The following is a 25,666-nucleotide window of genomic DNA, read 5'->3' on the forward strand; positions in this document are numbered from 1 at the left end:
CTACCATTGGCTAGGCAATAGGAAGGTATTAGAGGGGGGCCAGCACAGCTGTGCCTATGACGAATGGCAGGGGGCTCCTCCTTCCTTTTACAAAAAATCCAATTATTCGTGACGATACGTTAACATTCAACCTCTATGCTTGTCTTGTCACTAAATTAGGTTGAGGGGGAGACTCACTTGAGTAATTCTATTGATCGCAAAACGTTCCTGTCCTACTTAGGCACTGGCGCTGCGGCACTGGCTGCGGCTTCAGCTGGTCTGGGGGCGCTGGAAGGTAAAGCATCCGCGATGTCCAAAACGGCTGATCATCTATTCGGGTTCAACACGAACAAGGTAAGCGGCTACTTCAATCCTATTGCACCTTCAAAAGAAGACAAGCTCCTATTGCCGCAAAACTTCAAATACGATGTCATTGCCGCATTCGACGATGTCATTAACCCGGCTGGCGAGAAATTCGGCTCCGGCTCCGACTATAACGCCTTCTTCCCGATCGACGGCTCGAACACGCATGGTCTGCTCGTTAACAATCATGAATATACAACCATCTTCTCCCTAGGTCCGATCGTGAACGATAAGCCGACAGCGGAGCAAGTGAAGAAGAACCTGTACTATCAAGGGATGTCCGTCATTGAGGTGTTCCGTGATGAGAAGGGCACTTGGAAGATGGACACGAAGTCTGCACACGCCCGCCGCATTAACGGCTTCTCCAAGTTCGAGTTCACAGGTCCTGCCAAGGGCTCTCCTGCACTGGGCAGCGCAACGACGGCTCAAGGAACGTTCGCGAACTGCTCCGGCGGCGTGACTCTGTGGAACACGGTACTGTCCTGCGAAGAGAACTTCTCCGAGACAGCGGCTTCCGCGAAGCTGCCTGACACGCATTACGGCTGGGTAGTTGAAGTAGATCCATTCGACAAGAGCTACCTGAAGAAGCATACGGCGCTTGGCCGCTTCAACCATGAGAACACAGCGATGGGCCTTGCTGCTGACGGCCGCGTAGTCGTCTACATGGGCGATGATAAGAAGGACGCCTGCGTGTATAAGTTCATCTCCAAGAACAAATATGTGAAGGCTAAGGGGCGTACGAATGCTGCCTTGCTGACGGAAGGAACGCTGTATGTAGCGAATCTGAAGTCCGGCAAGTGGCTGCCTGTTACGATTGAAGCCGTGACGAAGGCGCTTGAGAAGGGCACGCCGGAACAAAAAGCGAAGTTCAAGACACAAGCAGATGTCGTTACGTATGCGCAAGAAGCAGGCCTTCTAGTGGGCGGTACGCCGACAGATCGTCCGGAGGACATCGAGATCTCCCCGTTCGACAGCACGGTGTTCATCTGTCATACGAACAATGATCTCCATGGCAATATCCACGGCCATATTACCCGTATCTTCGAAGCGGGAAGCGATCTAGGCGCGCTCGAATTCGACTTCGAGATCTTCGCTGCGGGTGGCAGGCAATCGGGCTTCTCCTCACCGGACAACCTGGCCTTCGATTCCAACGGTCATCTGTGGGTCGTCACCGATATATCCAGCAGCTCGCAGAACAAGGGCGTACACAAGACGTTCATGAACAACGGCTTGTTCGTCATCCCGACCAGCGGCTCTGGCAAGGGACAGGCGCTGCAGTTCGCTTCAGGACCGAATGACAGTGAGCTGACCGGCCCGTTCTTCACCCCTGATGAGCAGACGTTGTTCCTGTCCGTCCAGCACCCTGGCGAGAATACGACAGACCTGGCTAACCCAACCAGCCTGTGGCCGCACCGTTCAGGTGACAAGAAGGCCCGCTGCGGCGTCGTAGCGATCAGCGGCTTCCAATTAGGTAAATAAGGAGAGATAGATATGCCGTTCGGTAACATTGGTATAGGAGGACTAGTCCTCATCCTGATCATTGCCCTCATTATATTCGGACCATCGAAGCTTCCTGAGCTGGGCCGCGCCTTCGGCCGTACGTTAAGCGAATTCAAGGGGGCCACGCGCGGGCTCGTGAACGGAGACGAGGACGACACGAAGAAGGACGCGGAACAGCCTGCTGCACCGGCTGCGCTGAAGGAGTAAGATGGCGAACCGGAATGAGCAGAGCGTATTCGGTCATCTGGAGGAGATGAGGGGACGGATTATCCGGACCCTTATCGCCTTTCTTGTGTCAATGACCGCTTCCTTCATCTATGTGAGAGATATTTATCATTGGCTTGTGAGAGGCATGGACAAGCAGCTTGTCGTATTAGGCCCATCCGATGTCATGTGGGTCTATCTGATGATCTCCGCGGTCGTTGCAACGGCCGTTACGATTCCGGTCGCCGCTTATCAAGTGTGGCGCTTCGTCCAGCCTGCGGTTCCGAAGGAGGCTCAGCGGGCTACGCTTATTTTCATCCCTAGCCTTACGGTATTGTTCCTCATCGGCATCGCCTTCGGCTACTTCGTGCTGTTCCCTATGGTGCTTCACTTCATGAATCAGATTGCGGAGAAGGACTTCACGACCATGTATACGGCGGAGAAGTACTTCACCTTCATGATTCATATGACCGTGCCCTTCGGGCTGCTGTTCGAGATGCCTGCGGTCGTCATGTTCCTGACCAAGCTCGGAATCGTGAATCCTGCTAGGCTGGCTAAGGCGCGCAAGCTTGCGTACTTCCTGCTGGTCATTATCGCCGTAACGATTACGCCGCCGGACATTCTATCCGACCTCGTCGTCATCGTGCCGCTCATTCTGCTCTATGAGATCAGTATTACGATCTCCAGAGTTGTCTATCGGAAGCAGGTCAAGGCGTCGGTGGATTCTACTTAAGACGTTCGTATTGTTAGTAAAAGGTTAAGCCGTAGAGCCGCAGCGATCATGCTGCGGCTTATTCGTGCGCTGGCAGAATAGACATGTCACTTCATGTCACATGAATACCTCCACCTGATGGCTTCGACTTCAATGACATGTCACAAAATCTGACGCAAAGTGATTTACTTCAGTAAATGCCCCCTCTATAATAAAAATATTACTTCCAAATGAGGTGGATTCATGCAGTTAACAGAACGCGAGAAGGAAAAGCTGCTCATTACGATTGCGGCAGATCTAGCTAGGCGACGGATGAATCGCGGGGTGAAGCTGAATTATCCCGAGAGTGTCGCGCTCATTACCTCCGAGATTATGGAAGGTGCACGTGATGGGCTGACGGTGGCGCAGCTGATGGAGTACGGAACGAAGATACTAACCCGAGAGCAGGTTATGGTCGGCATTCCAGAGATGATCCATGAAGTGCAGGTGGAGGCTACCTTCCCGGATGGAACGAAGCTGGTGACGATCCATCACCCTATAGCAGGCTAGACGCAGCAGGAAGTATAGATGAAGAGGGAGGCAGTCACCGATGATTCCAGGACAATATCGAACCGCGGCAGGCTTCATTGAGCTGAACGCTGGACGCAAGACGACGGAGCTGTTGGTCGTTAATACAGGAGATCGTCCCATTCAAGTCGGATCGCATTATCACTTCATGGAAGTGAACCGCGGACTGAAGTTCGACCGTGAAGCAGCCTTCGGAATGAGGCTGAATATCGCTGCAGGAACCGCAGTGAGGTTCGAGCCAGGAGAGGAGAAGCCGGTCAAGCTGGTAGAGCTGGGAGGCTCTAAGCTGTCATACGGGCTTAATCATATTACACGAGGCAAGGCCATCGCAGGAGCGATGCCCGAAGACGTCCGTGCCAGGCTGATGAAGTGGGAAGGAGAGCGTACATGAGCAGGATGGACCGCAAGAGCTACGCAAGCATGTTCGGGCCCACAACAGGCGATGCTGTCCGGCTCGCTGATACCGGGCTATGGGCGGAGATCGAGCATGATTACACCGTATACGGCGATGAATGCAAGTTCGGAGGCGGCAAGGTCATCCGGGATGGCATGGGGCAATCGAGCGGCGCAGTGCGTGACGAGGGTGTGCTGGACACCCTCATTACGAATGCGGTCATCATTGACCACTGGGGCATTGTCAAGGGAGATATCGGGCTGCGGGATGGCGTCATCGTAGCTGTCGGCAAGGCAGGCAACCCAGACATCATGGACGGTGTGCATCCGAAGATGATTGTCGGAGCCAGCACCGAGGTGATTGCCGGTGAAGGGAAGATTGTCACCGCCGGGGGAATTGATTCCCATATCCACTTCATCTGTCCGCAGCAGATCGAGACCGCGCTGTCATCGGGCGTCACGACGATGATTGGCGGCGGAACCGGCCCTGCAACCGGGACGAATGCAACGACGGTTACACCTGGCGCCTGGCATATGAAGCGAATGCTTGCAGCAGCCGAGGAGTTCCCGATGAACCTGGGCTTCACGGGCAAGGGCAATGCTTCATTCCTGGAGCCGCTAGTAGAGCAGATTGAGGCAGGGGTTATAGGCTTGAAGCTGCATGAAGACTGGGGGACTACTCCGGCAGCTATTGACACCTGCCTGCAGGCAGCCGATCAATTCGATATTCAGGTCGCGATACATACCGATACATTGAATGAATCCGGCTTCGTCGAGGATACGCTGGCAGCAATCGGCGGTCGTACGATTCATACCTATCATACCGAAGGAGCGGGGGGCGGACATGCACCGGATATTATCGTAGCTTCCGGAGAGCTGAATGTGCTGCCATCCTCTACGAATCCGACGAGACCGTACACGATTAATACGATTGAAGAGCATCTGGATATGCTCATGGTGTGCCATCACTTGGACAGCCGAATACCAGAGGATGTGGCGTTCGCGGATTCCCGTATTAGGCCGGAGACGATTGCAGCGGAAGACATTCTGCATGATATGGGCGTATTCAGCATGATCTCCTCCGATTCCCAGGCGATGGGACGGGTGGGCGAGGTCATTATCCGCACCTGGCAGACGGCAGACAATATGAAGCAGCAGCGAGGGCCGCTCGCTCCGGATACGGAGGCTAATGATAACTTCCGCATTAAGCGGTATATTGCCAAGTATACGATTAATCCGGCTATTACCCATGGCGTGTCCCATCTGGTCGGCTCCATCGAGCCCGGGAAGTTCGCGGACCTCGTGCTATGGAGCCCGATGTTCTTCGGGGTGAAGCCGGACATGGTCCTTAAGGGCGGCAGCATTGCTTATGCTCAGATGGGCGACCCGAATGCTTCCATCCCGACACCTCAGCCTGTGTTCGGCCGTCCGATGTTCGCTGCCCTCGGCAAGTCGAAGTACGAGAGCTCCATTACCTTCGTCTCCGGTGCTGCTCATGCACGGGGAATTAAGGAAGAGCTAGGCTTGCAGAAGCGAGTCGAGCCCGTCATTGGCTGCCGCAAGGTAACGAAGAAGGATATGATTCATAATGATGCTACACCTAAGATTGAAGTTGATCCTGACACCTATGAGGTGCGCGTGGACGGGGAGCCGATTACCTGCGAGCCGGCTGAAGTGCTGCCTATGGCTCAGCGCTACTTCCTATTCTAAGAGGTGCAGTCATGAATGAATCTATCTCGTGGCTAGCCATGCAGCAGCTGCTTGACTCTGCACTGCCAATCGGCAGCTTCTCCCATTCCTTCGGACTAGAGACACTGGTGCAGGAAGGCAGGATGACGACCACCTCGCAGCTGTTCAGCTACACCTATGCCATGATGCTGCAGAGCTGGACGACCTCCGATGCCATGGTCATCAAGGCGGTATACCGGGATGCTCCGGAGCTAGATTGGAATCGGCTGTGGGAAGTGGAACGGATCGTTCACACCCAACGGATGGCATCAGAGACGAGGAGCGGTGTGGAGAAAATCGGGCGAAGACTGCTGCAGCTCGCTGTCGCCATTCATCCCGACCTGAACTGGCAGCCTCTGACGGAGGCTCATAAGTCCGGACGATGCCTAGTTACTCACCCGCTAGTCCATGGATATGTCTGCTTGCAGCTAGGGGTAAGCGAGCAGCGGGCGGCACAGGGCTACTTGTACACCTGTATCGTTACTTGTATCAACAGTGCTCTAAGGCTCATGTCGATGGGCCAGACCGAAGGACAGGCGTTAATTGCGAAGCTCATTCCGTTAACTGAGGAGGCAGCTGCGCTGGCAGCTCAGCTGGAGCCGGAAGAGGCCTATTCGAATATGCCAATGGCAGAGCTCGCTATGATTCGGCATGAGAATCTATATTCCAGGCTATTCATGTCTTAATATGCTTACGAAGCGGATTTTTTGCTTCGCAAAAAACCTATAGGAGGAATTCAAAATGTGCCAAGGACAAGGACACTCGCATCAAGAATGGGAACAGCCCGCAATGGACAGCTCGCGGCCGATTCGAATTGGAATCGGAGGCCCGGTTGGCTCCGGCAAGACGGCGCTGGTGGAACGTCTGACACGTGAGCTGTATGGCAAGTATGAGATGGCCGTCATTACAAATGATATTTATACGAAGGAAGACGCGCGTATTCTGCTGAACACGGGCATTCTGCCGGAAGAGCGAATTATCGGCGTGGAGACGGGCGGCTGTCCACATACCGCCATTCGCGAGGATGCGTCCATGAACTTTGAAGCGATTGAGGAGCTGGAGCGGCGGTTCGAGAGGCTTGATATGATTTTCATCGAGAGTGGTGGTGATAATCTGGCGGCGGCCTTCAGTCCGGAGCTGGTCGATCGGTTCATCTATATTATCGACGTCGCTCAAGGCGAGAAGATTCCGCGCAAGGGCGGACCTGGTATTATGCGTTCCGACCTGCTTATCATTAATAAGATTGATCTGGCGCCTCATGTTGGGGCTAGTCTGGAAGTGATGGAGTCCGACTCCCGCAAGATGCGCGGCAGCCGTCCGTTCATCTTCTCCAATATGTTCGGCGGTGACGGCGTGGATGATATTGTCGCCTGGATTGAGCATGAAGTGGCTCACGCCCGCGGAGTTGAGCACAGTCATACGATTCAGCTGACTACAGGACCGATGAAGACGCATGCTGAACAGTCTCACAATTAAGGCTGCAGGGAATGGACCAGGCAAGGCAGCTGGTGATGCGCCAGAGTTGACAGCGGGGAAGGAAGCTGGAGTTGCTGCAGGGAAGGAAGCTGGGGAGCGCAGCTCCGAGCTGCGGGCTGAGCTGACGTGCCGCGGCGGGAATACGATCCTGTCGGGCAGGTATCATACGGCGCCTATCAAGATTGCCAAGTCATTCCCGCTGCATGGCGGAGCGCTGGGAATCATAGTGATGGATGTATCTCCCGGCATGCTGGAGGGGGATCGTTATCGGCTTCATTGGCTGTGCGGCCCCGGTACGCATGTGCTCATCACGAATCAATCGTATACGAAGGTTCATCCCAGCGCGAAGCTGGGCTCTTCCATGCAGCAATCGTTCGTGCTGGAGGAGGGGGCAATCGTCGAGCATATGCCAGAGCCGGTTATGCTCTACCGCGAAGCGCTGTTCCATAGCCAGACTGAGGTCCGGTTAGCTCCCGGCTCCGTCTGGATGCAAGCGGAGGTATTATGTCCAGGACGCACAATGAGAGGCGAGCAGTTCGATTACCAGCTATTCCGTAATGAGTTGACCGTGCGATATGGCGATGAGCTAATCTATACGCAGAGACAGCGGATAGAACCTGGGGTCCAGCGCCTTGGGGCGCCCGGCTGCTTCGAGGAGCTGACCCACTGGGGAACATTCTATGTGTTCGGTGACCGGCTGAAGGAAGGGCACGTAGAGCAGCTCAAGGCTTACTTGCTGGAGCTTCCTGTAAGGGAGAGCCACCCCGTCCTTGCGGGTATCTCTGCTACTTATCGATACGGATTAGCGGTTACTGCAGGCGCTGCTTCGGCTTGGATATTAGAGGAGACGCTTCGCAGCGTCTGGCGTGAGGCGCGGAAGGTCATTACGGAGCTGGAATCGGTAGATTGGATAAAATAAGGGTGAAGGAGGGGCTGCCTTGAATCCGTTGATTCAATGGGCAGTCCCCTTAGTTATGAGGGCAGCTGCTGTCAGGAGGAGCGAGAGCTTGCCGACTGATAGGAGAGATTGCTGATTAGTAGTGCTGGCCGACCGATAGGAGTGTTTGCTGATTAGGAGTGCTGGCCGATCGACAGGCGTGCTAACCGACCGACAGGAGTGTTACCGGTGATAGGGGTTAGCGACAAGGAAGGTTATTGTTGAGGTCAACACGCTGAGGTCACACGCTGAGCTCATCGACGATTGACTGTGCATCCTTGAAGCCGTATACTGTTGCAGACTAATAGGGAAGCAGATTCACCCTTAGATTAGAATGGAGGAAGAGGATGGAACCGGGCAACCTAGACAAGCTATCCCTTATGCAGGAGCTCGACGAAGCCTTCCGCCAAGTTCGCCGACTCATCTTCACCGAGTGGAATAAGAACAACGTTCATGGGCTTGGCATGACGCATGGGAAGATGCTTATTCTGCTGTCGGAGCAGGGGCCGCAGAAGGCTTCCGCACTGGCAGATGCGCTCTCCATTACTAGCGGTGCCATCACGGGCATTGCCGATCGGATGATTGAGCTCGGTTATATTAAGCGGGAGCGAAGCGAACAGGACCGGCGCATCGTCATGATGGAGCTGACCGAGGAAGGACAGGCGCTCGTCTCGAAAATCATGAAAGTCAGACAAGAGCTCATGCTGAAGTTGTTCCATGGAATGAGCGCGGAGGAGATGTCTCAAGCTATCGATATATTCCGCAGAATGTCTGTCAACTTGGAAGAAGAAAATACAGCCGAGTAAGATTGCTGCGCAGTCTGAGACGGCATAGACCTATAGAATGGTTTTAGAGCACCGGAATCCGGTGCTATTCGGCGTTCCGGGGAGTTGCCGCGGATGTCCGCTGCTGTGTGAGACTCTATGCGCCATTGGAGTCCAACTAGTCTTGCTCGGATGCTCCAGTATCCGATTACTAAACTATGGGATTCAATTAAGCCGAGCATAATAAGGTGCAGAAATGAAATCTGCATAGGTATTCTTAACTTGGTTATCGGTATGCAGAACATTGTAGTAGTTGCTCCACCGGCAACAGTAACGGGGCGTAACCATGGGAGGAGAGAGTGGATAGGTACATGTTATACCCTGTTTCATTCGTATGCACCTCGATGGTTGCCCGATAGGTGCAATTTATGCCCTATCGACGCTGGCATGACCTTGTTGGTTGCCCGATAGGTGCAATTTATGCCCTATCGACGCTGGCATGACCTTGTTGGTTGCCCGATAGGTGCAATTTATGCCCTATTGACGCTCGCATGACCTTGTTGGGTAACCAATAGGTGCAATTTATGCCCTATCGACGCTGGCATGACCTCTCTGGTTGACCGATAGGTGCCTTTATAAGAAATGCACCTAAATGCAGCCAGCGGGGGGACGTTGAGGGGCCAAGTCATTCTTAGGGTTGGCAGCATCAGAAACTGATGCAACTGCGCTTGTTAAGCAGCTACGGGAACCAGTCGCATCAGATTTATTGAATAAAACAGCCTTCCGGCGATTGCCGGAAGGCTGTTTTTCCATTTTTACGAGCCTTACATATGGGTTAGTGGTTGTTGCCGGACGAGTTGCCTTTTTTGTCAGATGTCTTGGTCTGGGTGTTCTTCCTGCCATGCCCCTGCTGCTTAGCCAAGTCTAATCCCCTCCTTATTCATTGATTACACTAGTATGAACCATCACACCGCAGACTATATCGTATGGTGTCGGATGTCAGTTGTGCGACAGATTACCTAGTGCAAAGCGTTCATATGTCATGTAAACTAACATAAACTAAATAACTATTATATTCCAACCTATTATTGTACTCATCCAAGGATACGGGAGGAGTGTTCCAATATGGCGGCGATTAAGAAGATTAGCAGGCGCAGACAGGAGAAGAGTGTGCTGATGGCTGCGATGGTCCTCATGCTGCTCATTAAGAATAAGGGTGAACTCCATGAAGAGAAGGGCGGAGCTTAACGTTAATAAGGTAGTGTTGGCATGAACGTAGCGCAATTAACCCTTATTCCTCAGCTGCAGGGAGCATGTTCCGATTACCAACACAATAAGATGGTAGTAAGAGCATTCCAACTCGTTCAGAGCCCTGGTGACGTTGTGTGAGCTGAAGCAAGATGGCCCTCCTCTGGCCGGTTCGGAGCTGATGGCTAATCAGTTCGAAGCTATCCTGAGCTTGGACATATAAGAGAGGAAGGTGTGGGATGGGACTTGCGACACCAGACGATAGCTTGGATGCGAAGCAGCTCCCGGAAGGGGAGCGCTCCCTCGATGTGCAGCAGCTCCTGGAAGCGGATCGCAGATATGTGTGGCATCCGATGACCCCGCATCAGGCTGAGCCCGCGCTAATTGTCACGGGAGAGGGCTGCATGCTGACCGATGTGAAGGGAGAACGATACTTCGACGGGATGTCGGGCTTGTGGTGCGTCAATGTAGGTCATGGACGCGAAGAGATAGCGAAGGCAGCCTACAACCAGATTCGAACCCTTGCCTATACGCCGCTCATGAATGCGCATGTTCCTGCCATTCGACTGTCGGAGAAGCTGAATGAATGGCTGGGAGGAGAGTACCGCATCTTCTACTCGAACTCAGGGTCGGATGCCAACGAGGTCGCGTTCAAGATCGCCCGTCAATTCCATGCGCAGAACGGCGAGCCTTCGCGAACGAAGTTCATTAGCCGCTACCGCGCCTATCATGGCAATTCCATGGGAGCTCTAGCGGCGACCGGTCAAGCTCAGCGGAAGCTGAAGTATGAGCCGCTCGGAAGCGGCTTCGTCCATGTGCCTCCGCCGTATTGCTACCGCTGTCCGTTCGGGCAGGCAGAAGGTCTGTGCAAGGTGGAATGTGCTGCTTATATAGAGGAGGTCATCCAGTGGGAAGGGGCTTCGTCGATAGCCGGAATGATTATTGAACCGGTCATTACAGGCGGCGGCATGATTGTCCCCCCGGCATCCTATATGGAGCAGGTTCAGCGCATCTGCAGCAAGCATGGGCTGCTATTGATTGTCGATGAGGTCATATGCGGCTTCGGCCGGTCCGGTCATAAGTTCGGGCACCACAATTACAGCCTTGAGCCGGACATCGTCACGATGGCGAAGGGTCTAACGAGCGGCTATACCCCGTTGTCCGCGACAGCCGTCCGGGCTGGCCTGTACGAGGCGTTCAAGGGTAGCGGTCCAGACAATCACTTCCGCCACGTCAATACGTTCGGAGGCAATCCGGCTTCCTGTGCGATTGCACTAGAGAATGTGGCGATTCTGGAGCGGGAGGATCTGGTGTCTAGGTCATCTGAGCTCGGGGTGAAGCTTGCTGATGCCTTGCAGCCCCTGAGAGACATCCGACATGTCGGCGATATTCGCAGCTTCGGCTTCATGTGCGGGATAGAGCTTGTAGAAGACAAGCTGACGAAGGAGCCTGCTGTGCCAGATAAGGTGCAATTCGTTATGACAAGTTGCAAAAAACAAGGGCTCCTCATAGGCCGCAACGGAGATACCGTCCCCGGCTATGCCAACATCTTAACGTTAGCTCCGCCGTTCATCACGACCGACGCAGAGTTGGAATGGATCATAAGCGTGTTAACCAATGCCCTTAAGGAGCTGGAAGCGTATGCCTATTCGTGAAGAGCGTCTTCATGCAAGAGTGGATCAGCTGTCGCAGATCGGACGGTTCGGAGAGACCGGCGTATGCCGCTTGGCCTTATCTCCTGAGGATGCTGAAGGGGTGCGTCTAGTTCGATCGTGGATGGAAGAAGCCGGCCTATGGACAAGGCTGGATGCCTTCGGCAACCTGATTGGGCGGCTGGAGGGGCTGCAGAAGGATGCACCTATTCTTATGCTCGGCTCGCACATCGATTCACAGCCCTATGGCGGAAGGTTCGATGGCGCTATAGGGGTGCTGGGAGCAATTGAAGCGGTACAATCCTTAGTCGAGAGCGGCAGGAAGACTCTGATGCCTATTGAGGTAGTTGCCTTCTGCGATGAAGAAGGGAGCCGGTTCAAGCAAGGGCTATTCGGCTCCAGAGGCATCACTGGACGGCTCGCCAGGGGGGAGCTGGAGAGAGAGGATTGCCAGGGAATATCCCGAAGAGACGCGCTTCTCCGCTTCGGCGGTGATCCCGAACGATTCGAAGAGGATCAATATGAACAGGGATCTATCGGCGCTTATCTGGAGCTGCATATTGAACAAGGGCCGGTGCTTGAAGCGATGGGCGAGCCGATAGGCATCGTGACGGGCATATCCGGGCCGCTCTGGCTGACAGTAGAGATGACAGGGACAGCCGGACATGCAGGCTCCGTGCCGATGTCCATGCGGCAGGATCCGCTCGTTGGCTGTGCAGCGGTTATTACCGGGCTGCATGAGCTGGCAAGGCGGGAAGAGGGGGCACCGACGGTCGGCACCGTAGGTTCCGTGGAGGTATTCCCGAATTCCCGCAACATCATTCCTGAGAAGGTCATCTTCACACTTGACCTGCGGGATATTGATCTCGCTCGCCGCCACAGGCTCGAGCGTGAGCTGTATGCTCTGCTGCAAGCGGCTGCGGATGCAGGAGGCTTGACCTATACGGTTCGCGAGGATACGAATAGCGAGCCGAGGTATTGCGCGGACTGGATCAAGGGGCTGCTGCATGAGCAGGCAGGACGGATGGGGCTTCGCGCGCCTGAGCTGATGAGCGGTCCTTTTCACGATGGGCTGGCCTTATCTCATTGGTGTGATTACGGGATGATCTTCGTCCGAAGCGAGGGGGGAATCAGCCATCATCCGAAGGAGTATTCTTCACCGCAAGATATCGCACTTGGCGTTCAGTTGCTCTATGAGGCGGTATATGAGCTCGCTGGGTCGGGCATTGCGAAGCGGAAATAGCAGCTCCGTGCAATGCTGACGAAGGCGCAGGAGGAGGCGGGTAGATGTCGCACAGGCTAGAGAGCGAGGATCAGTGGAGAGTAAGGTTCACGGAGATGAAGGCGGGCATGCTGCCCAAGGAAGCGGCCGAGGAATCGAACCGCTGCTTGTATTGCTATGATGCGCCTTGCATAACGGCTTGCCCTACAGGTATTCCAATTCCATCCTTCATCCGAAGAATTGCAACTGGCAACCTGAAGGGTGCGGCGACAGCCATCATGGAAGCGAATCCCGTCGGAGCAAGCTGTGCTCGGGTATGTCCAACGGAAGAGCTGTGCGAGGGTGCCTGTGTGCTGAACGATACGTCGAAGCCGATTCGCATTGGCGACCTTCAGCGCTATGCAACGGACTGGGCGATGAAGAATAAGGCGAATCTGTTCCGCGCGGGTGCACCTAATGGTAAGCGTGCAGCTGTCATTGGAAGCGGGCCGGCGGGCTTGTCTGCAGCACGAGAGCTTGCGAGGCTGGGCTTCGAGGTCGTCATCTATGAGGCGAAGGACAAGGCTGGCGGACTGAATGCTTATGGTATCGTCTCCTATCGGCTGCCGGAAGCGGTTGCTGATTGGGAAGTGGAACAGGTGCGTGAACTGGGTGTTGTTATTCATACCGGCATAGAAGTGGGCAAGCACTTGGCAGCGGAGGAGCTGCTTCGGGGCTTCGATGCCGTTGTACTGGCGATTGGGATGGGGAAGGTGCCGGGGCTAGGGATAGAGGGAGAAGAGCTGTCAGGGGTATATGATGCGATCGAGTTGGTTGAATCCACGAAGGGGGAGTCACCGCCGAGCTTATCCGGCCGCCGAGTGCTGGTCATCGGGGCTGGCAACACGGCGGTCGATGCTGCAGTCACATCCGTACGGCTCGGAGCGGCGAACGTGAAGATGGTGTACCGCAGGACGGAGAAGGAGATGACCGCGTATGCATTCGAGTACGCTTCTGCCAAGGAGGAAGGGGTGGAGTTCCGCTGGCTGCTTGCTCCCAAGCGTATGATAGGGAACGAGGGAGGGGCAGTGACCGGACTTGAGTGTGTCAGGATGAGATTAACTGAGTCTGGTGGTGCGGGCGAGAGAGCGGTGCCTGAACCTATTCCGGGATCAGAGGTCATACTGCCTGCCGATGCCGTCATTCGAGCCATTGGCCAGTCGCGACTAGTTGGACTGCTGGACAGCTTGGGCGTTGCGCATGACAAGGGCATCATTCAGGTTCATCCTGAGACCTATCAGACGTCCAATCCGCAAGTGTATGCGGCGGGAGATGTGTTGTTCGGCTCTGGAGCAGGTGAAGCCATGGTTGTGTCAGCGGCACAGCAGGGCAAGCTGGCGGCCTGGGCGTTGAATGAACAGCTTGGCTTACGAAGTGGTTTTGCTCCGCAAAACCTAAGCTCGAGCTTACGAAGTGGTTTTGCTCCGCAAAACCTGAAGGAGGAGTCAAGTGACGGATCTGTCGATTAACTTAGCTGGTATTAAGTCTCCCAATCCATTCTGGCTCGCTTCGGCTCCTCCTACGAATACGGGCTATCAAGTTCAGCGTGCCTTCGAGGCAGGTTGGGGAGGAGCCGTATGGAAGACGTTAGGTGATCCCATTATTAACACCTCTTCGCGATTCGCCGCTGTGCATTATAATGGCCAGCGTGTCGCAGGCTTCAACAATATCGAGCTCATTACCGACCGTCCGCTCGAAGTGAATCTCGCAGAGATCACCGAGACGAAGAAGCGGTTCCCGGACCGTGCGCTTGTCGTCTCGTTAATGGTAGAGCCCAAGCGGGACAAGTGGCATGAGATTGTCCGCAAGGCGGAAGCGGCTGGGGCAGACGGACTGGAGCTGAACTTCGGCTGTCCGCATGGGATGGCGGAGCGTGGCATGGGCTCGGCGTCCGGGCAGCAGCCTGATCTCGTAGAGATGCAGACGATGTGGGCCAAGGAAGCAGCGAGTACCCCCGTCATCGTCAAGCTAACTCCGAATATAACGGATATTACCGCTACAGCTAAGGCGGCTGTCCGCGGCGGTGCTGATGCAATCTCGCTAATTAATACGATTAATTCATTAGCGGGAGTGGATATTCACACCTGGAACACGATCCCTCATGTCGGTGGCAAGGGAGCGCACGGCGGCTATTGCGGTCCGGCTGTGAAGCCGATCGCGCTCAATATGGTTGCCGAATGCGCTAGGAACGCCGAGGTCGGTGTCCCTATCTCTGGCATAGGAGGCATCTCGGACTGGAAGGATGCGGTAGAGTTCATGCTGATGGGAGCGACTGGCGTCCAGATCTGTACCGCTGCCATGCATCATGGCTTCCGAATCGTAGAAGAGATGATAGACGGCCTTCACCATTACCTGGAGGGCCGCGGGTTGACGAGTGTGCAGCAGCTAATCGGCGGATCGGTCTCCCGTTATTCGGATTGGGGGGATCTCGATCTGAATTATAAGGTGACAGCCAGGATAGATACTGAAGTCTGTATAACCTGCAACAAGTGCTATATCGCTTGTGAAGACACGTCGCATCAATGTATTGAGCGGCATGTCGATCAAGCGGGCAAGCCTTATCTCTTGGTGAGAGAAGAGGATTGTGTAGGCTGCAACCTATGCTCCATCGTATGTCCTGTGGATGGGGCGATCGAGATGGCAGAGCTTCCCGCACAGGCTGCGCCCATGTCGTGGAATGAGAGGCAGAGGAGCCTGGCAAGGCTTGAGGCGGATGAGGAAGAGGGGGCGATCAGATAATGGCCGGTTCGAAGCTTATTCGTGGCGGAATGATTGTGACGTCGACTGATCTATATGCTGGAGAGATTATGATTAAGGATGGGAGAATAGAGGCCATCGGCAAGCGTCTGGAGGCAGGTGAGGCTGAGGTCGTAGATGCTTCCGGCTGTTATGTATTCCCAGGCGGCATAGATCCGCACACTCATCTTGATATGCCCTTCGGAGGGACGGTGACGGCCGATAACTTCGAGTCGGGCACGAGAGCGGCTGCTTACGGCGGTACGACGACGATCATTGACTTCTGCTTAACGAGCAAGGGGCAATCACTAGAGGAAGCGCTTCGGATATGGCAGGCGAAGGCAGAAGGTCAGGCGGTCATCGACTACGGCTTCCATCTCATGATTGCCAGTCTCGGTGATGAAGTGCTGCAAGAGCTTCCGCGTATGATTGAAGAGGAAGGTATAACGTCACTGAAGGTATTCATGGCTTACAAAAATGTGTTCCAAGCCGACGATGGCACGCTCTATCGAACATTGGTAGAGGCCAAACGGCTCGGAGCACTCGTCATGGTTCATGCGGAGAACGGCGATGTCATCGACCAGCTAATCCGCGAAGCGCTTGCTGCTGGGCATACCGATCCGATCTACCATGCCCTGACTAGACCTTCAGCGATTGAAGGGGAGGCAACCGGCCGAGCAGCCTTGCTCACGGGGCTGGCTGATTCTCAGCTGTATGTCGTTCATGTCACCTGTGCAGAAGCGGTGCAGCGCATTGCTGAAGCTAGGAGCCAGGGGCTGAGCGTATGGGGGGAGACTTGTCCGCAATACCTGGTTCTGGACCAGTCATCTCTGGAGCAGCCGGACTTCGAGGGGGCTAAGTATGTCTGGTCACCGCCGCTTAGAGAGCAGTGGCATCAAGAAGCGCTATGGGACGGGCTGCGAAGCGGGCAGCTGCAGACGATCGGCTCGGATCATTGCTCCTTCAACTTCAAGGGACAGAAGGAGCTCGGGCGAGGAGACTTCAGCAAGATTCCTAACGGCGGGCCGTCCATTGAGGATCGCTTCACGATACTCTACTCAGAGGGAGTGGCTAAGGGCCGGATCTCCCTGAATCAGTTCGTTGATCTCGTATCGACCAGAAGCGCCAAGCTGTTCGGGCTGTTCCCGCGCAAGGGGACGATAGCGGTAGGGAGCGATGCGGACCTTGTTATTTTCGACCCGTCGGTCACGAGAGAACTGTCAGCTGCCACCCATCATATGAATGTCGATTATAACCCCTATGAAGGGATGGTCGTCATGGGCCAGCCGATATCTGTCTTGTCCCGCGGGGAGTTCGTTATTCGGGATCTTACCTTCGTTGGGAGGACAGGGGCTGGACAGTTCCTGAAGCGCAGCAGGTTCAGCGGCGGAGAGGCCGTCATGGAGCCAGAGAAGAGACAGACTTCAGCAAGAGCCAATACTTGAGATAGGGGAGATTCGCATGCCGTCTGAGTACGCCAAGGTGTTGAAGGAAGTTAAGTTATTGGACACTTATCTATCTTCGGGATATGTGATCGCATATATCCGAGAGGATCTCGAAGGGGCGCACGTGAAGCTGGCGGAGGTCCGAACAGTGGAACCGATAGAGGCAGCTCCCATGTCGGTGCAGCTGCTGCTCACGACAGCCGAGGCTCGAAGAATATTGGCTGTTCGTCTCATTGCTCAGCAGCAGCAAGCAAGGCAGGAGCCGTCGGCCATTAACGGCTAGGACATAAGCCATCGGTGATTGATTTAATCGTTCTGCTATTCGGGAATAGTGCATGACAACATTAGGTAATTGGTATGTATTAATTCATTATTTATATTACTTTCGAACTAATTTATTAATTTTATTTATTAAGTGATTTAATAATTTTAAATTTTTACATCTTGTATTCGAGAGCGATGCCGAGCTGGCATCGCTCTCTTTTGGTTGCAAATGGCGAGGGATTGTCCGAAGCCAATAGGAATTTATCCCATTCTTCAATAATTGTCCCCCTATGCAGCTGCATGAATCTTCCAGCAAAATAGAATTGTACCCATGTTAATTATATGGATTTAATTAACATTATTAAAGGTTAAGGGAGAGATGTTAATGAAAAGCAAAAGTCGAATGATGAGAGCAGGGGTATTCACGATGCTGGCCGCTATGCTGCTGTCTCTGGCAAGTCTGTTGAGCGCTCCTCCGGAGAAAGTACAGGCAGCTGAGAGCAGCTCTTACAAGGTTGTTGGCTACTATCCTTCATGGGGAGCATACGGCAGAGGGTATAATGTATCAGATATCGATGGTTCTAAGCTGACTCATATTAATTACGCGTTCGCGGATATTTGCTGGAATGGCATTCATGGCAACCCGGACCCTACCGGACCCAATACAGCTACTTGGTCCTGTCAAGACGAAGCTGGTGTAATTAACGTTCCTAACGGCACGATTGTCCTCGGAGATCCTTGGATTGATGCCCAGAAGGCCTATCCTGGCGACACTTGGGATCAGCCGCTGAGGGGCAATATTAATCAGCTTAATAAGCTGAAGCTGGCTAATCCTCAGTTGAAGACCATTATCTCAGTTGGCGGATGGACCTGGTCCAATCGATTCTCCGATGTGGCTGCTACAGCAGCGAACCGACTGGTGTTCGCTAAGTCGGCGGTCAGCTTCCTGCGCCATTACGGCTTCGACGGAGTCGATCTCGACTGGGAGTATCCGGTTGGCGGAGGACTTGCGGGCAATAGTGTGCGACCGGAGGATAAACGGAACTATACCCTGCTGCTCCAGGATATTCGGAAGGAGCTTGATGCCGCTGAACTGACTGATGGCAAGGAATATTTGCTGACGATTGCTTCAGGCGCCTCCCCCTCTTATGTAACGAATACGGAGCTGGGACAGATTGCTGCAACGGTAGACTGGATTAACATTATGTCGTATGACTTCAGTGGGGGATGGAGCAAGCTGTCGGCTCATAATGCTCCACTCTACCAAGACCCAGCTGCGATTCAAGCGGGAGTTGAAGGAGCAGAGACCTTCCATGTGGCAGGCGGAGTGCAAGGTCATCTGAATGCAGGCGTGCCCGCAAGCAAGCTTGTAATGGGCCTGCCCTTCTATGGCCGAGGCTGGAGCGGCTGCGTTCCAGGTGCGGAGGGTGACGGGCAGTATGAGAATTGTACGGGGCTCCCTGCAGGTACTTGGGAAGCTGGAGTATTCGATTATGGCGATCTCATCTCCAAGTATGTGAACAAGAATGGGTTCACCAGGTATTGGAACGATACAGCGAAGGTTCCTTATCTGTACAATGCTTCATCCAAGGTATACATCTCCTACGATGATCTGGAATCCATGGATTACAAGCTGCAATACTTGAAGGCGAAGGGGCTTGGCGGAGGCATGTTCTGGGAGCTGTCCTCCGATTGCCGTGTCAGCAGCAACTATAGCTGCAGCGGTCCTAAGCTGCTGGATAAGGTAGCAGCCGACTTGCTCGGAGGGGGTAATGTTCCACCTGCCGATACGATCGCACCTACCGTGCCTGGCTCACTTACCGTAACGGGTAAGACACAGAACACAGTATCTCTAGGCTGGAACGCTTCAACAGATAACAAGGCTGTAACCTCCTACAATGTGTATAGAGGAGGCGTGCTCGCTGCTACCAGCACAGGAACGACAGCCATTGTCAGCGGACTAACAGCTGGAACGAGCTACACCTTCACTGTGAAGGCGAAGGATGCAGCAGGCAATGAATCTGCCGCAAGCACTGCTGTGACGGTTGTGACCGATACGACAACGAATCCGCCTGCAGACACGATTGCTCCAACGGTGCCTGCTAATGTGTCAATTGCTTCTAAGACGGCCTCGTCGGTGTCCTTGTCCTGGGCAGCCTCCTCGGATAATGTTGGTGTTACGGGTTATGAAGTATATAACGGCAGTTCCTTAGCTGCTTCCGTCAGCGGGATAACAGCGACCGTTAATGGACTAACGGCTGGAACTAGCTACACCTTCACCGTTAAGGCGAAGGATGCTGCAGGTAATAGATCTGCGGCCAGCACTCCGGTGAATGTGACAACAGATGCAGCGGGAGGTTGTACAGCAGCAGCTTGGAGCTCTACCTCTGTGTATACAGGAGGTAACCGTGCTTCATATAATGGCTTAGTCTATGAAGCGAAGTGGTGGACCCAAGGTGACCGGCCGGATCTGTCGGGAGTGGATGGGGTATGGAAGGTTATTGGCACCTGTGACGGAGGCGGAACAGGCGGAACAGACAGCATCGCACCTTCAGCCCCGTCAGGCCTTGCAGCTTCAGCGCAAGGAAGCTCAAGCTTCCAGCTTGGCTGGTCAGCAGCTGCTGATAACGTAGGGGTAACGAGTTACATGATATACAACGGCAGCACACTCACTGCTGAAGTGTCGGGAACATCGGCAATTATTAGCGGCCTTACAGCCGGTTATGCATATTCCTTCACGGTTAAGGCGAAGGATGCAGCAGGCAATGTGTCTGCGGCCAGCACACCGCTCATCGTGACGTTAAGCAGTGACCCGGGTTCAGGGGGGGACGGCGCCGCAGCCTGGGCAGTCGGTAAGGCCTATCGGGTTAACGACCTCGTTACTTATACCGGGAAGACCTATAAGTGCTTACAAGCTCACACGTCATTGAATGGGTGGGAACCTGCGGCCGCAGCATCCTTGTGGCAGCTTCAACCTTAATGGGGAGTAACTAACTCAATTGGCTCTGCTTAGGTCTCTGTGAGATCTGGCAGAGCCGTATTTTTGTATACGGCTGTACAGCGGTTGACCATTTCTCGGAGGGGATGGTACACTAATCTTATCTTATATTTCAAACTAAGTTTATTATAGAGAACCATGTGAGAGGAGGGCAAGCGATGAGATTAGCGGGCAAGAATGTTCTTATAACAGGCGCGGGCTCGGGAATTGGCAGAAGTACTGCGGTTCTTTTTGCGAAGGAAGGCGCTGCTGTATTGGTTAATGATATCTCCGAGTCACAGGGGCAAGCTGCAGTAGAGGAGATTGTAAGTCTAGGCGGCAAGGCGAGGTTCATCCAGGCAGATGTGACGGATGCAGCCAGTGTTGAAGCGATGGTCCGGCAGGCGCTTGAACAAGAAGGGTCTATCGATGTGCTATTCAATAACGCAGGTATTAGCGGGGTTGGCGCGCTTCATGAAGTGGAGCCTGAGCAGTGGGACCGCGTGATGAGCATTAATATTAAGGGTGTATATCTCACTAGCAAATATGTTGTTCCGCATATGATGGAGCGCAGGCATGGAAGTATTATTAATATGTCTTCTTGTATTGCGGAGATTGGACTGGCGCGGAGAGCTTCCTATGCAGCTACGAAGGGGGCGGTGCTCGCCTTAACGAAGTCGATGCAAGTCGATTATGCCGCTTACGGCATTCGAGTCAATGCCTTGCTTCCGGGAACGATCTTCACACCATTCGTTGAACAATATCTGAAGAACTCTTATGATGATCCTGAGGCTGCTATCGCATCCTTGAAGACAAGACAGCTCAGCGGTGAGCTGGGCATGCCTGAGGATGTGGCGCAAGCCGCGTTGTTCCTCGCTTCAGACGAGTCGAAGTTCATGATGGGTTCTCCGTTGTACATTGACGGCGGTGTCGTATTCGGCAAGAACGCATAATGCAAGGGAACGAATAAAGCAAGCGAACGAATAATGGAAGGGAGAATGATTACATAATGAAGCTGTTAACTTATATCGAGCGAGATGGGAACCGGCTTGGCATTCGGACGGAGCAAGGGGTCATTGCCGTTGCTGAAGCGGCAAGCAAGGCGGGGATAGCTGCTCCGAGAACGATTCATGAAGCCATTGAAGGAGGAGCGGAGGCGCTCTCTGCGCTTAAGAAGGTTGAGGATTATGTGCTAACCGCCGGTCATGATGCAGCGGAATCGCTCTTACTAAGCGAATCGGCTCTATCGCTAGCTCCATGCGTGACGGCGCCTAGCAAGATTATCTGCGTGGGACTGAACTATCGCAAGCATGCGGAAGAGACGAATGCCAAGATTCCAGAGTATCCGATCCTGTTCAACAAGTTCCCGAACACGCTGACCGCGCATGGCCGTGATGTTGCGCTGCCGAGAGCGACGAATAAGGTAGATTACGAAGCTGAGCTCGTCATCGTCATCGGGAAGAAGACGAAGTATGTATCACGTGAGGAAGCGCTCCATCATGTGTTCGGCTACTGCTGCGTTAACGATCTGTCTGCACGCGACCTGCAGCTGCGCACCCCGCAATGGATGCTTGGCAAGGTGTGCGATGACTTCTCCCCGCTTGGGCCTTATGTGGTTACGGCGGACGAAGTCGGCGATCCAAATACTCTCGCCATTAGCTGCACGGTGAATGGGGAAGTGCGCCAGAGCTCGAACACTTCAGATATGATCTTCCCATGTGATGAGATTGTGAGCTACATCTCGCAGCACTTCACACTGGAGCCTGGAGATATTATTCTGACCGGCACACCGGAAGGAGTTGTGCTAGGGTATCCTCCTGAGAAGCAGGTGTACCTGCAGGATGGGGATATCGTGACGATTGAGATAGAGAAGCTCGGCTCCATCACGAATCGCATGGTGAATGAACCGACTTAGAAGCCAACTTATTGCACGATATGACGCGCTCAGCTGCTCTATCATAAACAAAGCCCTTAGCGACTAGCTTGCTCGCTTAGGGCTTATTATCCATTAGGCTGGTGTATTCACCAGAGATACATCATCTGCAATGGCTGCTGTCTTCGCATACAGTCCGCTTACTACGTGGGCTGCATTCGGCAGGAAGCGTTCATCTGCAAGGACGAGCTCGTTCGCGCCGATAACGACAATCTCGCCATGTGGATCTCCTACGATGGCTCCATCCTCAATAATGGTGCCTTCCCCGATAATAGCCCGATGAATCTGCGCATGCCGTCCCACCTGTACATTAGGCATAATTATGCTCTCCGTAATGTTGCTGCCGCGACCAATCCGCGCACCGCGGAATACGACCGATCGATCCAAGTCTCCCTCGACTGAGCAGCGGCCATGGGTCAGCGATTGCTGCACATCCGCGAAGCGGTAGGGATACCGATCGTTAACCGCCACTGGCTCCGACGTATACATCGGCCAAGCACTGCCTTCCAGCTCGAATTCCCCGTTCAGCAAGTCCATATGAGACTCCCACAAGCTGTCGACCGTGCCTACATCTCTCCAATAACCATCGAATGTGTAGCTGTACATGTTCGCCTTAGCTTCCAGCATCTGAGGGATAATATCCTTGCCGAAGTCGCGGCTGGACTCCGAGTTCTGTGCATCGATATGTAACAGCTCCCGAAGGACCTCCCACTTGAAAATATAAATGCCAAGAGAAGCTAGGTTGCTCTCTGGCTTGGCGGGCTTCTCCTGGAATGCCGTTACACGGGAATCCTTGTCTGCTGACAAGATACCGAAGCGATGGGCATCCTTCCAAGGCACTTGCTTAACCGCGATCGTCATATCCGCAGAGCTGGAAGCATGCTGCTCCAGCATCTCTCGGTAGTCCATATGATAGATATGGTCGCCCGACAGCACTAATACGTGCTCCGGGTTCACTCGATCCAGATAGTCCATATTTCGATAGACGGCATCAGCCGTGCCTGCATACTCTGACGTGCCCACCCTCGTATGTGGAAGCAGATCTATCGTGCAATTCTGTCGAACGCTCCACGCTTCGCCGCTGCCGATATGGTCATGTAACGATTCAGCCTTGTACTGAGTTACAACGCCAATCGTACTCAGGCCAGAGTTAATGCAGTTGCTCAGCGGGAAATCTATAATTCGATAGTTTCCTCCAAAAGGTACAGCAGGCTTCGCCATCTTCTGAGTTAAGGGCGCAAGCCGCTTGCCTTCTCCGCCGGCAAGAATAAGTGCGATGCAGTTTGTCGTAGACATGTAAGTCCCTCCCGGAATCATTTGGTATCTTCTATTAAACTCGTGCTCCCAAATTGAATCAGGAAGAGGGAAAAAAGGGAGGGAGCAGCGAATAATAGAGTAGAGGATTCGTTCATGGTTCAACAGCGCTCAGAACGGGTAATAGATTTTAAAAAAAAATGGGGAACGGGTGGGTGATTTGGTGCTGACTGCAACGCTGCCGCCGAACGATGTTTTTCTGTTTCATGAGGGTACTTTGTATAGAAGTTATCGTATGATGGGAGCGCACAGAGTAGAACAAGATGGCAAGATTGGAGTTAGGTTCACCGTGTGGGCTCCGAATGCAAGACAGGTTAGGCTGGTGTCTGATAAGAATGGATGGGACGGTACGTATGATGCACTGTCCCGCATGGAAGACTCAGGTCTCTGGACGTTGTTCATAGAAGGAATGGGCGAAGGAACTCTGTACAAGTATGAGATCACCTCTCAATCTGGAGAAGTGTTCCTGAAGTCTGATCCATATGCGTTCGAATGCGAGGTCAAGCCGAAGACGGCTTCGGTTACTAGTTTTCTTGACGGTTACGCTTGGCGGGATCAGAAGTGGATGAAGGGACGTAAGCGTCCCTATGAGCGTCCTCTTAATATATATGAAGTTCATCTGGGCAGCTGGAAGCGGCATGAGGACGGGAGCTATTATACTTACCGAGAGCTGGCTGAAGAGCTTGTTCCCTACGTCGTGGAGATGGGTTATACGCATATTGAGATTATGCCGATTACGGAGCATCCCTATGACAAGTCATGGGGATATCAGGCTACGGGGTATTTTGCCGCAACTAGCAGATACGGTTCGCCTAAGGACTTCATGTACTTCGTGGATGAGTGCCATCGCCTCGGAATCGGCGTGCTGCTGGACTGGGTGCCTGCTCACTTCACGAAGGATGCACATGGATTAAGACAGTTCGATGGAACCGCCTTGTACGAGCACGCGGATCCGCTCATCTCCGAGAAGCCGGGCTGGGGTACGCTTGGCTTCGATTATAGCAAGCCTGAGGTGCGAAGCTTCCTTATCTCAAGCGCCCTCTTCTGGATGGACGTCTATCACATCGACGGCCTTCGAGTTGACGCCGTTACGAGTATGCTGCTGCGAGACTTCGACCGAACGGAATGGCGTCCTCATGAGCAAGGCGGACGTGAGGACCTTAGTGCGGTGTTATTCATCCAGAATCTGAATCGTGAGGTGTTCGCTCATTATCCAGAGGCGCTCATGATGGCGGAGGAATCCAGCTCATGGCCGGGTGTGACGGCGTCTGTGGAGAGCGGCGGGCTAGGGTTCAACTACAAGTGGAATATGGGCTGGATGAACGATACGCTGAAGTATGTCGAGCTCAACCCGATCTATCGGGCGGCTAACCAATCTCTATTAACATTCCCAATTGCCTATGCATTCGAAGAGAACTATACGCTTCCGCTGTCTCATGATGAGGTGGTGCATGGCAAGAAGTCGCTGCTGAACAAGATGCCGGGTTCCTATGAGCAGAAGTTCGCGGGTCTGCGGACGCTGCTAGGCTACATGATGTCTTCTCCTGGCAAAAAGCTGCTCTTCATGGGCGGCGAATTCGGCCAATTCATCGAATGGAAGGACGAAGAAGGACTGGACTGGCTGCTGCTTGATTACGAGAAGCATCGGCAGATGCAGCACTACACACGAACGATTAATCATCTGTATCTGAAGGAGAAGTCATTGTGGCAGGCCGATCACAGCTGGAACGGCTATTCCTGGATCGATCATCAAGATCACATTCAGAACATTATCGTATACCTGCGGCAAGGCAAGGCAAGAGGAGAGCAGATCATCGTTATCTGCAACTTCGCGCCGGTTCAGAGGAATCAATATCGAATTGGCGTGCCGATGTCGGGAAGTTATCTAGAGCTGTTGAACAGTGATGCTGCGGAATTCGGCGGTGAAGGAATCTCGTCTGGAGGTTCATTGAAGGCTGAACGTATTCCTTGGCATAATCAGCGGTTCAGCCTTGAGCTTACCATGCCGCCAATGAGCGTCATATGGTTGAAGCGTGAGAAGGGTGTCCGCACAGCAAGCAAGATCAAGGCTGAAGCTGGCAGCGGCAAGGAAGCGGAGAGCAAGGCGGCAGAGAGTGTTAAGTCTAGACGGCGCAAGAGGCTCACTGCTGAAGCTTAATATAACGATTCAATAGGCTTGGCGAACAGCTCTGAGACTAGAGCAGAGTAATGTT

At 53.6% G+C, this 25,666-nt stretch carries 22 protein-coding genes; 21 read left to right on the forward strand and 1 reads right to left on the reverse strand.

Annotated features, from left to right (window positions below; all coding sequences use genetic code 11):
- The first annotated feature begins 177 nt into the window (after positions 1-177).
- The 20 genes from ACFO9Q_RS07095 (at position 178) to ACFO9Q_RS07190 (ending at position 22,121) form a co-directional block, all read left to right on the forward strand.
- Entirely contained in the window at positions 178-1,821 is a 1,644-nt protein-coding gene (locus tag ACFO9Q_RS07095) for a PhoX family protein (RefSeq protein WP_379180150.1), read from the forward strand.
- 12 nt (positions 1,822-1,833) lie between these two features.
- Positions 1,834-2,049: a twin-arginine translocase TatA/TatE family subunit gene (locus tag ACFO9Q_RS07100; RefSeq protein WP_379180152.1), complete on the forward strand. Its 216-nt coding sequence runs from the start codon at positions 1,834-1,836 to the stop codon at positions 2,047-2,049.
- Between the two features lies 1 nt (position 2,050).
- Positions 2,051-2,779: a twin-arginine translocase subunit TatC gene (gene tatC, locus ACFO9Q_RS07105; protein ID WP_379180154.1), complete on the forward strand. Its 729-nt coding sequence runs from the start codon at positions 2,051-2,053 to the stop codon at positions 2,777-2,779.
- A gap of 222 nt (positions 2,780-3,001) precedes the next feature.
- Positions 3,002-3,307 (forward strand): urease subunit gamma, encoded by a 306-nt coding sequence (locus ACFO9Q_RS07110; RefSeq protein ID WP_379180156.1) that lies wholly within the window; start codon positions 3,002-3,004, stop codon positions 3,305-3,307.
- Positions 3,308-3,347: 40 nt separating this feature from the next.
- A complete protein-coding gene (locus tag ACFO9Q_RS07115; protein ID WP_379180158.1) occupies positions 3,348-3,716 on the forward strand; it encodes an urease subunit beta in 369 nt (122 codons plus the stop codon).
- Positions 3,713-5,428, forward strand: coding sequence for an urease subunit alpha (gene ureC, locus ACFO9Q_RS07120; protein ID WP_379180160.1), 1,716 nt, complete (start codon positions 3,713-3,715; stop codon positions 5,426-5,428). The genes ACFO9Q_RS07115 and ureC overlap by 4 nt, the downstream gene beginning before the upstream one ends.
- Positions 5,429-5,439: 11 nt before the next feature.
- Positions 5,440-6,132 carry an urease accessory protein UreF gene (locus ACFO9Q_RS07125; RefSeq protein ID WP_379180162.1) on the forward strand — a complete coding sequence of 231 codons (693 nt, stop codon included), beginning with the start codon at positions 5,440-5,442 and terminating at the stop codon, positions 6,130-6,132.
- A gap of 55 nt (positions 6,133-6,187) precedes the next feature.
- Positions 6,188-6,922, forward strand: coding sequence for an urease accessory protein UreG (gene ureG / locus ACFO9Q_RS07130; RefSeq protein WP_379180164.1), 735 nt, complete (start codon positions 6,188-6,190; stop codon positions 6,920-6,922).
- The gene (locus tag ACFO9Q_RS07135) at positions 6,900-7,841 is read left to right on the forward strand and encodes an urease accessory protein UreD (RefSeq protein WP_379180166.1); all 942 of its coding nucleotides are present in this window, start codon (positions 6,900-6,902) and stop codon (positions 7,839-7,841) included. The genes ureG and ACFO9Q_RS07135 overlap by 23 nt, the downstream gene beginning before the upstream one ends.
- A 365-nt stretch (positions 7,842-8,206) precedes the next feature.
- The gene (locus ACFO9Q_RS07140) at positions 8,207-8,665 is read left to right on the forward strand and encodes a MarR family winged helix-turn-helix transcriptional regulator (protein ID WP_379180168.1); all 459 of its coding nucleotides are present in this window, start codon (positions 8,207-8,209) and stop codon (positions 8,663-8,665) included.
- Positions 8,666-9,748: 1,083 nt separating this feature from the next.
- Positions 9,749-9,871, forward strand: a complete 123-nt coding sequence (locus ACFO9Q_RS07145) for a hypothetical protein (RefSeq protein ID WP_379180171.1) — start codon at positions 9,749-9,751, stop codon at positions 9,869-9,871.
- 239 nt (positions 9,872-10,110) lie between these two features.
- Positions 10,111-11,526 carry an aspartate aminotransferase family protein gene (locus ACFO9Q_RS07150; protein WP_379180173.1) on the forward strand — a complete coding sequence of 472 codons (1,416 nt, stop codon included), beginning with the start codon at positions 10,111-10,113 and terminating at the stop codon, positions 11,524-11,526.
- Positions 11,513-12,766: a Zn-dependent hydrolase gene (locus ACFO9Q_RS07155; RefSeq protein WP_379180175.1), complete on the forward strand. Its 1,254-nt coding sequence runs from the start codon at positions 11,513-11,515 to the stop codon at positions 12,764-12,766. Before ACFO9Q_RS07150 ends, ACFO9Q_RS07155 begins: the two co-directional genes overlap by 14 nt.
- 44 nt (positions 12,767-12,810) lie before the next feature.
- On the forward strand, positions 12,811-14,253 hold the full coding sequence (locus ACFO9Q_RS07160) for an NAD(P)-dependent oxidoreductase (protein ID WP_379180177.1): 1,443 nt from the start codon (positions 12,811-12,813) through the stop codon (positions 14,251-14,253).
- A complete protein-coding gene (gene preA / locus ACFO9Q_RS07165; protein ID WP_379180179.1) occupies positions 14,234-15,523 on the forward strand; it encodes an NAD-dependent dihydropyrimidine dehydrogenase subunit PreA in 1,290 nt (429 codons plus the stop codon). Before ACFO9Q_RS07160 ends, preA begins: the two co-directional genes overlap by 20 nt.
- Complete coding sequence (hydA, locus tag ACFO9Q_RS07170) at positions 15,523-16,965, forward strand: dihydropyrimidinase (RefSeq protein WP_379180181.1); 1,443 nt, start codon at positions 15,523-15,525, stop codon at positions 16,963-16,965. The genes preA and hydA overlap by 1 nt, the downstream gene beginning before the upstream one ends.
- Before the next feature lie 16 nt (positions 16,966-16,981).
- On the forward strand, positions 16,982-17,248 hold the full coding sequence (locus ACFO9Q_RS07175) for a hypothetical protein (RefSeq protein WP_379180183.1): 267 nt from the start codon (positions 16,982-16,984) through the stop codon (positions 17,246-17,248).
- Between the two features lie 366 nt (positions 17,249-17,614).
- Complete coding sequence (locus ACFO9Q_RS07180; protein ID WP_379180185.1) at positions 17,615-20,209, forward strand: glycosyl hydrolase family 18 protein; 2,595 nt, start codon at positions 17,615-17,617, stop codon at positions 20,207-20,209.
- Positions 20,210-20,385: 176 nt separating this feature from the next.
- Positions 20,386-21,159: an SDR family NAD(P)-dependent oxidoreductase gene (locus tag ACFO9Q_RS07185; RefSeq protein ID WP_379180187.1), complete on the forward strand. Its 774-nt coding sequence runs from the start codon at positions 20,386-20,388 to the stop codon at positions 21,157-21,159.
- Positions 21,160-21,215: 56 nt separating this feature from the next.
- A complete protein-coding gene (locus ACFO9Q_RS07190) occupies positions 21,216-22,121 on the forward strand; it encodes a fumarylacetoacetate hydrolase family protein (RefSeq protein WP_379180189.1) in 906 nt (301 codons plus the stop codon).
- 93 nt (positions 22,122-22,214) lie between these two features.
- On the opposite strand, the gene ACFO9Q_RS07195 is transcribed toward ACFO9Q_RS07190, so the two are convergent.
- Positions 22,215-23,435, reverse strand: a complete 1,221-nt coding sequence (locus tag ACFO9Q_RS07195) for a glucose-1-phosphate adenylyltransferase (protein WP_379180191.1) — start codon at positions 23,433-23,435, stop codon at positions 22,215-22,217.
- 181 nt (positions 23,436-23,616) lie between these two features.
- On the opposite strand from ACFO9Q_RS07195, the gene glgB reads away from it, so the two are divergent.
- Positions 23,617-25,611 (forward strand): 1,4-alpha-glucan branching protein GlgB, encoded by a 1,995-nt coding sequence (gene glgB, locus ACFO9Q_RS07200; protein ID WP_379180193.1) that lies wholly within the window; start codon positions 23,617-23,619, stop codon positions 25,609-25,611.
- Positions 25,612-25,666 lie beyond the last annotated feature (55 nt).

The sequence above is a fragment of the Paenibacillus sp. GCM10023252 genome, assembly GCF_042653305.1.
In the GTDB taxonomy this organism is placed as follows: domain Bacteria; phylum Bacillota; class Bacilli; order Paenibacillales; family Paenibacillaceae; genus Pristimantibacillus.

Coding starts and splice junctions, on each gene's coding strand:
- ACFO9Q_RS07135 (WP_379180166.1), top strand. CDS start 6,900: ATGCTGAACAGTCTCACAATTAAGGCTGCAGGGAATGGACCAGGCAAG.
- ACFO9Q_RS07115 (WP_379180158.1), top strand. CDS start 3,348: ATGATTCCAGGACAATATCGAACCGCGGCAGGCTTCATTGAGCTGAAC.
- ureC (WP_379180160.1), top strand. CDS start 3,713: ATGAGCAGGATGGACCGCAAGAGCTACGCAAGCATGTTCGGGCCCACA.
- ACFO9Q_RS07140 (WP_379180168.1), top strand. CDS start 8,207: ATGGAACCGGGCAACCTAGACAAGCTATCCCTTATGCAGGAGCTCGAC.
- ACFO9Q_RS07185 (WP_379180187.1), top strand. CDS start 20,386: ATGAGATTAGCGGGCAAGAATGTTCTTATAACAGGCGCGGGCTCGGGA.
- ACFO9Q_RS07175 (WP_379180183.1), top strand. CDS start 16,982: ATGCCGTCTGAGTACGCCAAGGTGTTGAAGGAAGTTAAGTTATTGGAC.
- ACFO9Q_RS07195 (WP_379180191.1), bottom strand. CDS start 23,435: ATGTCTACGACAAACTGCATCGCACTTATTCTTGCCGGCGGAGAAGGC.
- ACFO9Q_RS07190 (WP_379180189.1), top strand. CDS start 21,216: ATGAAGCTGTTAACTTATATCGAGCGAGATGGGAACCGGCTTGGCATT.
- ACFO9Q_RS07145 (WP_379180171.1), top strand. CDS start 9,749: ATGGCGGCGATTAAGAAGATTAGCAGGCGCAGACAGGAGAAGAGTGTG.
- ACFO9Q_RS07160 (WP_379180177.1), top strand. CDS start 12,811: ATGTCGCACAGGCTAGAGAGCGAGGATCAGTGGAGAGTAAGGTTCACG.
- ACFO9Q_RS07110 (WP_379180156.1), top strand. CDS start 3,002: ATGCAGTTAACAGAACGCGAGAAGGAAAAGCTGCTCATTACGATTGCG.
- tatC (WP_379180154.1), top strand. CDS start 2,051: ATGGCGAACCGGAATGAGCAGAGCGTATTCGGTCATCTGGAGGAGATG.
- ACFO9Q_RS07155 (WP_379180175.1), top strand. CDS start 11,513: ATGCCTATTCGTGAAGAGCGTCTTCATGCAAGAGTGGATCAGCTGTCG.
- ACFO9Q_RS07100 (WP_379180152.1), top strand. CDS start 1,834: ATGCCGTTCGGTAACATTGGTATAGGAGGACTAGTCCTCATCCTGATC.
- ACFO9Q_RS07150 (WP_379180173.1), top strand. CDS start 10,111: ATGGGACTTGCGACACCAGACGATAGCTTGGATGCGAAGCAGCTCCCG.
- hydA (WP_379180181.1), top strand. CDS start 15,523: ATGGCCGGTTCGAAGCTTATTCGTGGCGGAATGATTGTGACGTCGACT.
- ureG (WP_379180164.1), top strand. CDS start 6,188: ATGTGCCAAGGACAAGGACACTCGCATCAAGAATGGGAACAGCCCGCA.
- ACFO9Q_RS07180 (WP_379180185.1), top strand. CDS start 17,615: ATGAAAAGCAAAAGTCGAATGATGAGAGCAGGGGTATTCACGATGCTG.
- ACFO9Q_RS07125 (WP_379180162.1), top strand. CDS start 5,440: ATGAATGAATCTATCTCGTGGCTAGCCATGCAGCAGCTGCTTGACTCT.